This is a genomic window from Curvibacter sp. PAE-UM, from assembly GCF_001432305.1.
In the GTDB taxonomy this organism is placed as follows: domain Bacteria; phylum Pseudomonadota; class Gammaproteobacteria; order Burkholderiales; family Burkholderiaceae_C; genus Hylemonella.
Genome location: NZ_KQ483358.1, coordinates 2,781,420 through 2,787,699 on the forward strand (window position 1 = coordinate 2,781,420; position 6,280 = coordinate 2,787,699).

5 protein-coding genes, 1 other RNA gene and 1 pseudogene are annotated in these 6,280 nt (G+C 66.5%); 1 reads left to right on the forward strand and 6 read right to left on the reverse strand.

Annotation, left to right across the window (positions count from 1 at the left end; genetic code table 11):
* Window positions 1–8: 8 nt before the first annotated feature.
* The gene (gene dnaX / locus AO057_RS13430; RefSeq protein ID WP_057676429.1) at window positions 9–1,853 is read right to left on the reverse strand and encodes a DNA polymerase III subunit gamma/tau; all 1,845 of its coding nucleotides are present in this window, start codon (window positions 1,851–1,853) and stop codon (window positions 9–11) included.
* Between the two features lie 85 nt (window positions 1,854–1,938).
* Here dnaX and ffs point away from each other — a divergent pair.
* Window positions 1,939–2,035, forward strand: an RNA gene (gene ffs / locus AO057_RS17560) — signal recognition particle sRNA small type.
* A gap of 91 nt (window positions 2,036–2,126) precedes the next feature.
* On the opposite strand, the gene AO057_RS13435 is transcribed toward ffs, so the two are convergent.
* The 5 genes and pseudogenes from AO057_RS13435 to AO057_RS18110 all read right to left on the reverse strand — a co-directional run.
* Window positions 2,127–2,552 (reverse strand): GlcG/HbpS family heme-binding protein, encoded by a 426-nt coding sequence (locus tag AO057_RS13435; protein WP_057676430.1) that lies wholly within the window; start codon window positions 2,550–2,552, stop codon window positions 2,127–2,129.
* Window positions 2,553–2,648: 96 nt separating this feature from the next.
* Window positions 2,649–3,539: an NAD(P)-dependent oxidoreductase gene (locus AO057_RS13440; RefSeq protein ID WP_057676431.1), complete on the reverse strand. Its 891-nt coding sequence runs from the start codon at window positions 3,537–3,539 to the stop codon at window positions 2,649–2,651.
* 25 nt (window positions 3,540–3,564) lie between these two features.
* Window positions 3,565–4,554 carry a Bug family tripartite tricarboxylate transporter substrate binding protein gene (locus AO057_RS13445; protein ID WP_057676432.1) on the reverse strand — a complete coding sequence of 330 codons (990 nt, stop codon included), beginning with the start codon at window positions 4,552–4,554 and terminating at the stop codon, window positions 3,565–3,567.
* 140 nt (window positions 4,555–4,694) lie between these two features.
* Complete coding sequence (locus tag AO057_RS13450) at window positions 4,695–5,894, reverse strand: amidohydrolase family protein (protein WP_057676433.1); 1,200 nt, start codon at window positions 5,892–5,894, stop codon at window positions 4,695–4,697.
* A gap of 36 nt (window positions 5,895–5,930) precedes the next feature.
* A pseudogene (locus tag AO057_RS18110) lies at window positions 5,931–6,280 on the reverse strand (LLM class flavin-dependent oxidoreductase); the annotation flags it as partial.

The window sequence follows — 6,280 nt, forward strand, 5'->3', positions numbered from 1 at the left end:
GTCGTTCCTTAAGCGTTGATGTCGATGGGTTTGATGCTGCCCGGCACGATTTTCGCGCCGAAGTCACGCATCATGGTCTGCACGAAGGGGTCTTCGTAAATCAGTTTCTCTGCGGCCTGCTGCTTCTCTTCTGCAATGGCGGCATTGCGCTTGGCCGGGCTGTCACCCACGCGGCCGATCTCCACGGCCAGGGTCACATTGTGGCCAGCGGCCTGCAGGGCCGCTTGCAGACGCTCGCGGCTGGAGGTGGAGTTGAGCGACTCGCGTTCCACGCGCAGCAGCCACTGGTCGCTGTCGCGCGCCACCAGTTGCGACTGCAGGGCCAGTTCGCGCACCAGAGCGGTCACGGCCTCGCTGGCCACCAGCTGCTGCACCGTCAGGTGCCAGTAGGCGCCCTCCTCGGTCGGCACCAGCGGCGAGCCGGCACTGGGTCCAGGCGCGTCGGCACGCGACTCGGGGGCCACACGCACCGGCACCGCCATCACCTTGGCGGCGGCGGGCGCACCCGCCACCGGGGTGGCGGGTGGCGTGGGATGGGCGGCATCGACCACGGACAGCACCTGCCCATGGGACGGATGGACCGGCGCAGCGCTGGACGGCGGGGCTGTCGCCGTGATCGGGCGCGCCGCCACCGGCGGCGTGGGCGCCGAAACGGGGGCCGCTGCGACCGGCGCAGCAGGCCGCGCCACCGGCACGGACGCCGCCGCCCGTGTTTCAGGCGATTTCAGTGTTTTTTTTTCAGCCGACCCGGCAACGCCGGGCTTGAAGGCGAGCAGGCGCAAGAGCACCATGGTGAGCGCGGCGTACTCATCGGGCGCCAGCCCCAGCTCGCCGCGCCCGTGCAGGCACAGGCTGTAGAGCAGCTGCGTCTCGTCGGCCGGCAGCAGCGCGGCCAGGCGCGCCGTCTCGGCGCCTTCAGGATCGGATTCGTCGGCGCTGTCGGGCACTGCCTGCAGCACGGCCATGCGCTGCAGCACCACACTCATCTCTTCCAGCGTGGAGGCCGCACTCTGGCCGTTGACGCGCAAGGTCTCGGAGGTTTCCACCACCGTCTTGCCGTCGCCCTGGGCCAGCGCATCGATGAGCTGGAACACATGCGAGCGGTCCACGCTGCCCAGCATCTGGCGCACCGTCTCGACCTGCAGCTGGCCCGAGCCGAAAGCGATGGCCTGGTCGGTCAGCGACAAGGCGTCGCGCATGGAGCCGCGTGCGGCCCGTGCGATCAGGCGCAGCGCCGCCGGCTCGGCCGGCACGTTCTCGGCCGCGAGCACCTTGACCAGGTGTTCCAGCACCGTCTCGGGCGCCATGGGCCGCAGGTTGAACTGCAGGCAGCGCGACAGCACGGTGACCGGCACCTTCTGCGGGTCCGTCGTGGCCAGCACGAACTTGAGGTACTCGGGCGGTTCCTCCAGCGTCTTGAGCATGGCGTTGAAGGCCGTGTTCGAGAGCATGTGGACTTCGTCGATCATGAAGACCTTGAAGCGGCCCTGCACCGGCTTGTAGACTGCCTGCTCCAGCAGGGCCTGGACTTCGTCCACACCGCGGTTGGAGGCGGCGTCGAGTTCTGTGTAGTCGACAAAACGACCCGAGTCGATGTCGGTGCAGGCCTGGCAGACACCGCAGGGCTGGTCGGTGATGCCGCCTGAGCCGTCCGGGCCCACGCAGTTGAGCGACTTGGCCAGGATGCGCGAGACCGTGGTCTTGCCCACGCCGCGCGTGCCGGTGAACAGATAGGCATGGTGCAGGCGCCCGGTCTGCAGCGCATTGCCCAGTGCCCGCACCACGTGCTCCTGCCCCACCATTTCGGTGAAGCTCTTCGGCCGGTATTTGCGGGCGAGCACGAGATAGGACATGCGCTCGATTCTAAGGTGTGGACCGCGCCGAATATTCCGGACCGGCGGCCTTTAAGTTCCAGCCCCAGCCCTTACAATACAAAGCGACGGGCCTTCCCGCATGGTGAAGCGGCCAACCGGGTCAGGTGGGGAACCAAGCAGCCCTAACTGTGGAGCCAGTGCCGGGGTCGAGGTCCGTCACCTCATACATGTGCGATGAGGTCTGCAGCGCAAACGCGCCATCCAGACCTTGGCACAACACCCCCGGGCCGTGCGCCCGGGTCCCCTCGCCGATCAGCCAGCGACCAGGCCTGCGGCCTCGATGCCTGCGATGCAGATCTTTTCGTCTTCGTCCCCGGTGCCACCGCTGGCGCCAGCTGCGCCAAGGATCTGGCCCTGCGCGTTCTTGATCAGCACTGCACCCGGCTGCGGCAGGAACCGCCCCTGGGCGGTGGCCGCCAGCGTGACAAAGAAGTTGGGATTGTCCTTGGCGCGATTGGCGAGCACACGGCTGGAAACGCCCATACCCACGGCCCCCCAGGCCTTGCCTTTGGCAATGTCGAAGCGGAACATGCTCGCGCCGTCTTCACGCAGAAAGGTCACCAGATCACCCGCCCGGTCCAGCACGACGATGCCCATGGGCTGGTAGCCGGCGGTGCGTGCCGCCTTGGCGGCAGCCTGGGCGATGGTGAGGGCGGTGTCTAGGGTGAGTTCGGACATGGCAGGAGCTCGGATGGTTGGAATCGTTGGGAACCGGCAGGCGCCGGCAGACGGAGCCCACGCGCCGCGCAGGACACGTGGGTACCGGGGAAGACGCTAGAGTTTGCCACCTGTACTGAGCCACCAGACCGGCAGCTTGGAGCAGTCGGCGGCATCCAGCCCGCTGTGTGCCGCCTGGTCAAAGCTCTTGAGCGTGGCTTCGGTCAGCGGCAGCTTGCGCCCGAGCGACTGGGCCTGGGCCAGCATGGCGCGCACGTCCTTGCGCATGGTGGCCACGTCCACGGTGATCGCGTCGTTTTTCTGGCCGGCCAGCGCCTGCGCGATCATGGGGCCGCGCACCTTGAGCATATTGGGCCCGCCCGAGGACTCGGAGAACACTTCGATCACCCGTTGCGGATCCAGCCCCAGGGGCTCGATCAGGGACAGCGCCTCGCCCAGGGTCTGCCAGTAGACCATCAGCGGCAGGTTGATCGCCAGCTTCATGGTGGCGCCCGAACCATGGGGACCGACGTGCTCGATGCGGCGGCAGAGCAACTCCAGCACCGGACGGGCTCGCGCCAGGTCGGCCGCTTCGCCGCCGACAAAACCCAGCAGCTTGCCGTCCTTGGCCGGACCGACGCTGCCGCTGACCGGGCATTCGATATAGGCGGCCTGCACGGCGCGCGCGCGCGCGGCCTGCTCCTGCTGCTTGGCGGGCTTGACCGTACTCATCTCGATGAAGAGCTTGTCCTTGACCGGCCCGGACCACAAGCCCTGGGCCGAGAGGTACACATCGTCCAGGGCCTGCTCGTTGGTGAGCAGGCTGAGCACCACATCACACTGGGTGGCCAGTTCGGCGGGCGTGGCCGCCCAGGCGATGCCGCTGTCGAGCAGCGCCTGCGCGCGCGCCTTCGAGCGGTTCCAGACGGTGACCGGTTGACCCAGGGTGTGCAGGCGCGAGGCGATCGCGCTGCCCATCTTGCCGGTTCCTGCGATGCCTATGCGCATGATGTGCCCCTTGTCGCGTTGCAGGCTAGTCAGCCTTGATGTTGTTGTCGGCCACCAGCTTGGCGTACTTGGTCGTCTCTGCAGCGAGGAAGGCCTTGAACTCGTCCTGGGTGCTGGCATGGGCCTCGACGCCCAGACCGGCGAACCGCTCTTTCAAGTCGGGGTTGGCCATGATCTTGACCAGGGCCTGCTGGTAGCTGTCGACGACGGCCTTGGGCGTGCCGGCTGGCACGAAAACGCCCCACCAGTTGACGGCCACCAAGCCCGGCAGGCCGGCTTCGGCGAAGGTGGGGATCTCGGGGCTCATGGGCGAGCGCTTTTCGCTGGTGATGGCCAGCGCGCGCAGGCGACCGGTGCGGATGTGCTGGATGACCGGCAAGGCGTCCGACACCATCATCTGGATCTGGCCGGCGATCAGGTCGGTCACGGCCAGGCCGCCGCCCTTGTAGGGCACGCCCACCATCTTGACGCCGGCCTGGCGCATGATGAGCTCGCCGCCCAGGTGCGACATGCTGCCGGGGCCGCTGGTGCCGAAATTGATGGCGCCGGGCTGGGCCCGCGCTGCCTTGAGCAGGTCTTCCAGGGTCTTGTAGGGAGAGGAAGCCGGCACAGCCAGGATGTTGGGGCCGGTCGCCGTGAGCGCGACCGGAATGAAATCCTTCTCCATGCTGTAGGGCACCTTGCTGATCAGCGGGTTCACTGCCGCCGGGCCCAGGTTGCCCACCACGAAGGTGTAGCCGTCGGCCGGCTGGCGGGCCGTGAATTCCATGCCGATGGAGCCGGCCGCGCCCGGCTTGCTTTCGATGATGACGGGCTGCCCCCAGTGCTCGCTGAGCTTCTGGCCCATGATGCGGGCCATCAGGTCGGAGCTGCCGCCCGGCGGATAGGTCACCACCAGCTTGACCGGCTTGTTGGGAAAACCTTGCGCCGCCACGATGGGCGACAGGCAGCTCAGGCCCAAGGCCAGCAGCAGGGCACTGTTTCTTTTCAGACTCGATAGCAACACCGACTTCATGTCATCTCCTTGGGTTGTTGGAAATTCAATTAATCGCCGAACTGGACATCGACTTTTAATTCTGCGTGCACACCGTTGAAAGCATCGAGGGTGTTAACCCTGTGATCCCTGGACCGGCCTGGCGCGTCATGGGCCACCGCTCAGGCCTTGATCTTCAGCAGCTTCATGGCATTGAGGCCTTCGATCATGCGGCGCTCGCTGGCCGGCAGCCCCTTGACGCTGGCAATCAGGCCCAGCGGATCTTCCTCGCCCATGTCGTAGGGATAGTCGGTGCCCAGCAGGACGTGGTCGGCGCCGTAACGGTCGATCAGGTTCTTCAACATGCGCGGGTCGAAGGTGATGGTGTCGAAATAGAACTTCTCCAGGTAGCTGGAGGGCTTGCGCTTGATCACCGTGCGCGTGTCGGGCCGGGCCTTCCAGGCGTGGTCCATGCGGGCCCAGTAATGGGCCAGGAAGCCGCCGCCGTGCGCCGCAATGAACTTGATCCTGGGATGGCGCGCCACCACGCCGTCGAAAATCAGGTGGCTGACGGCCACCGTGGTCTCCAGCGGGTTGCCGATCACGTTGTTGAAATAGTGGTTGCGCAGCCGCTCGCCCTGGGTGTAGCCCAGGGGGTGCATGAAGATCACGGTGCCCAGCTCATTCGCCTTGGCAAAGAACTTCTCCAGCCCCAGGCGCGGATCGGTCAGGTTCATGCCGTTGACGTTGGTGCAGATCTCCACCCCGCGCAGGCCCAGGGTCTTGACGCAGTACTCCAGCTCGCGGACGGCGAGTTCGGCATTCTGCAGCGGCACCGAACCCAGGCCGACAAAGCGGTCGGGATGCCCGGCCACCAGCTCGGCGATGCCGTGGTTCACGTCGCGCGCCAACTCCGCGCCCAGCTGGGGTTCGGTGAAGTAGAAGTAGTGATAGGGCGCGGGGCACACGGCCTGGATGTCCACCCCCATGCGGTCCATGTCCTGCAGCCGCTCCTCCACACCCATCAGCTTGGGCGCGCGGGTCTTCATCTGCAGCGCATTGGTCTGATTGGTCAGATCGTTGGCGAAGATGACCGTGGGATCGTACTGCGCGGCATTGAGATGGGCCGTTTTCTTGTTCACCTCGGGATTGAGGTAATGGCAATGGATGTCCACCACCTTGGACTGGCCACGACGGTTCTTCACCACATGGGTCGTGGCGGCCTTGGGCTTCGCCCCCGTCTTGACCGCGGCTTTGGCCGGCGCGGTCCGGGCCTTCGGCGCCGGGCCGGCCTTCACAGCGCGGCTGCCCCCCGCCAATGAAAAGCCTTCGGTGTGGCCGTGGGCGGGATCGCTGCAACTGGCGGCACAGGTGTAAAACATGGATCGTCCTTGGATCGGTTCAGAAATCGGAGGGGGTCAGCGCCGCAGCGCGGCATTGACCCGCGGCATCACCTCGGTGGCAAAGAGCTCCATCGAGCGTTTGCCCAGGGCCGGGTCCATCCAGTCGTGGCAGGCGTAGAGCAGGTTGCCGAAGTCGCCCACCTTCTCGCGGAAAGCCAGGATCTGGTCCACCACCGAATTGACGGTGCCCGCCAGCACGAGCCGCTGCGTCACGTACTCGGGCGTGATCAGCGCGTCGTCCATCGCGGGATCAGACTTGAACAGGTTGCCGCGTCCGCCCCCGCCCACCAGCTTGCGCACCAGCTGCTTGAAGTAGAAATGGTAGGGTCCGCCCGCCTCCAGCGCGTAGCGGCGGGGCGCGGGGC

What these genes read in the sequence shown, in the direction of transcription:
- AO057_RS13435 (WP_057676430.1), bottom strand. Translation starts at nt 2,552, where the DNA reads ATGTCCGAACTCACCCTAGACACCGCCCTCACCATCGCCCAGGCTGCC.
- AO057_RS13440 (WP_057676431.1), bottom strand. Translation starts at nt 3,539, where the DNA reads ATGCGCATAGGCATCGCAGGAACCGGCAAGATGGGCAGCGCGATCGCC.
- AO057_RS13450 (WP_057676433.1), bottom strand. Translation starts at nt 5,894, where the DNA reads ATGTTTTACACCTGTGCCGCCAGTTGCAGCGATCCCGCCCACGGCCAC.
- AO057_RS13445 (WP_057676432.1), bottom strand. Translation starts at nt 4,554, where the DNA reads ATGAAGTCGGTGTTGCTATCGAGTCTGAAAAGAAACAGTGCCCTGCTG.
- dnaX (WP_057676429.1), bottom strand. Translation starts at nt 1,853, where the DNA reads ATGTCCTATCTCGTGCTCGCCCGCAAATACCGGCCGAAGAGCTTCACC.